The organism is bacterium (assembly GCA_037131655.1).
Classification (GTDB): Bacteria; Armatimonadota; Fimbriimonadia; order Fimbriimonadales; family JBAXQP01; genus JBAXQP01.
Genome location: JBAXQP010000407.1, coordinates 1 through 1993, shown reverse-complemented (window position 1 = coordinate 1993; position 1993 = coordinate 1). Strand labels below are relative to the sequence as shown.

The 1993-nt window shown below is 47.4% G+C and carries 3 protein-coding genes; all 3 read left to right on the top strand.

Annotation, left to right across the window (positions count from 1 at the left end; all coding sequences use genetic code 11):
• Nucleotides 1-674: Gfo/Idh/MocA family oxidoreductase (locus WCO51_13035; protein ID MEI6514178.1), on the top strand; the 674-nt coding region annotated here is incomplete at its 5' end.
• Between the two features lie 305 nt (nt 675-979).
• Entirely contained in the window at nt 980-1777 is a 798-nt protein-coding gene (locus tag WCO51_13030; protein ID MEI6514177.1) for an SAM-dependent methyltransferase, read from the top strand.
• Nucleotides 1774-1993 (top strand): hypothetical protein (locus tag WCO51_13025; protein MEI6514176.1); only part of this gene is annotated, 220 nt, incomplete at its 3' end. The genes WCO51_13030 and WCO51_13025, both read left to right, overlap by 4 nt.

Genomic DNA, 1993 nt, shown 5'->3' with positions numbered 1-1993 from the left:
TGGATGTAGGCGAGCGCAATTTTTATTGGAATTGGCGTGAGCATCGATCCGAAGCCGGCGGCGGCTGGGTGCTCGATGGCGGCGTTCATTATGCTGACCTTATGCGCTACCATGTTGGCGAAATCAAATCGGTTGCCTGCGAAGTCCGCGCATTCGATCCAATTCGCTTTAAGAAAGCAGCAACCCGCGAGGAACCTATCAAAGTCGATGTTGAAGACACCGTTATTAGTAATTTGGTTTACGAAAACGGCGCGGTCGGTCAGTGGACTTCTGTTAGCTGTGCACCCGGTAAGGGTTTCAGCCAGCACGTTATCTACGGTTCTGAAGGTTCGATGGACCTTGGCGCAGGCCTTACCCTTCGTGGTAAAGAGCTTGAGACAATTGACCAATTGGTTGAGCGATGGAAGAACAGCATCAGCAAGGACGAATATGAGTTCTTCTTCCCTTGCGGCGTTACCAGTTGCGAAGCGACAGAGCTTTGGGAGTTTGGCCAGGCCGTCCAGGGCAAAATGCCGATTGAAATCACCGGTATGGAAGCATATAAAGATGTAGCCATCTGCTTCGCCCTCTACGAATCCAACGTCCTCGGTGGAAAACCCGTTTCCGTTGCCGATGTCGAAGCCGATAAGCTAAACGCCTATCAAAAAGACCTGAACGAGATGCTCGGCATCTAATCAGTCTTTAGGTAATCCTTAAAGACCTCTGCTCAAAAGAGCAGAGGTCTTTTTATAATTTGCTTTAATATTGAACCGTCCCCCTAATTCACTTTGACAATTTTAGCGGTATTTCAAAATCTTTCTCGTTTTGTAAAGGAATAAGTGGAGCCTTAGCGAAATTAGAAATAACTGATGATAGGAAAGAGGCAAAGCAAATAGACGAAACAACTCAAAAAATCACCTCGGCTGATATAGGCGCTGACAAACCTGCGGATGATGGGAAGCGTTTTCTTGAGGAGAATGCTCGCTTTTCTGAGTGCAGTTTGTGGCGATGGCAAAGGCAATATTACGAAAAGAAGGGCATAACTGCCTGGTCTGATGCGGTCGTGCCTCACTATATCACCAGCAATCCCTATATCGCTGCCTCATACGCCAGGGTCATTGCAGGATTTATTGATGATATTCGACAGCTTCCGGACTATGACCCCCAGTCTCCAATCACAATTATTGAATTAGGCACTGGAAGCGGGCGCTTTTCTTATAACTTTATTAAAGCCTTCTTTGAAAATGGTCTTTACGATTCGGCGACGCCGGTTCTCTATGTCATGACCGACTTTGCACAGGCCAATATCGACTTTTGGCAAGATAATGAGCAATTGAAGCCTTTCGTAGGATTAGGCTTATTGGATTATGCGGTTTTCGATGTGGAGCAAGGGAAAGAGTTGAGATTGATTAACTCCCGGCAGACGCTCAATAAACATACCCTTCGCAACCCAATTATCGTCATCGCCAATTACATATTTGACAGCATTCCTTTCGACATGTTTGTGGTTAAAGATCACGAGATGAGCGCCTGCCTTGTTGATTTGGCGCTCGAAGGCGGGGAAGAAGCGGACGAGGAAGGGAAGAGAACCGGGCGTTTAAGCGTGGCTTATAACCTTATTTCCTGCTCGGAAGGCTATTATGAAAATCCGATATGGGATAAGATACTCCACGAGTATCCGCCTCAATTTGAACAGACGTGTCTGCTGTTCCCAACAGCGGCATTTTCCTGTCTGGAGCGTCTTTTGGGGATGTCCAACGGTAAGATGCTGCTCATTCCGGGGATAAAGGTTCGGTGAGCATAAACGATTTGGACCGAAGGGATATTCCTGTTCCTGTCATGCACGGCAGCATCTCATATAGCGTTAATTTCCATGCCCTTTCCCGATTTGCCGAGCTTAATCAGGGGGCTGCCCTCACAACGACTTATGATGCAACGAGCCTGAATGTGGCGGCATTCCTGTTCGGTAATGATGCTCCTACGGGATATGCGCATACCCGGCGTTCTTATAAAC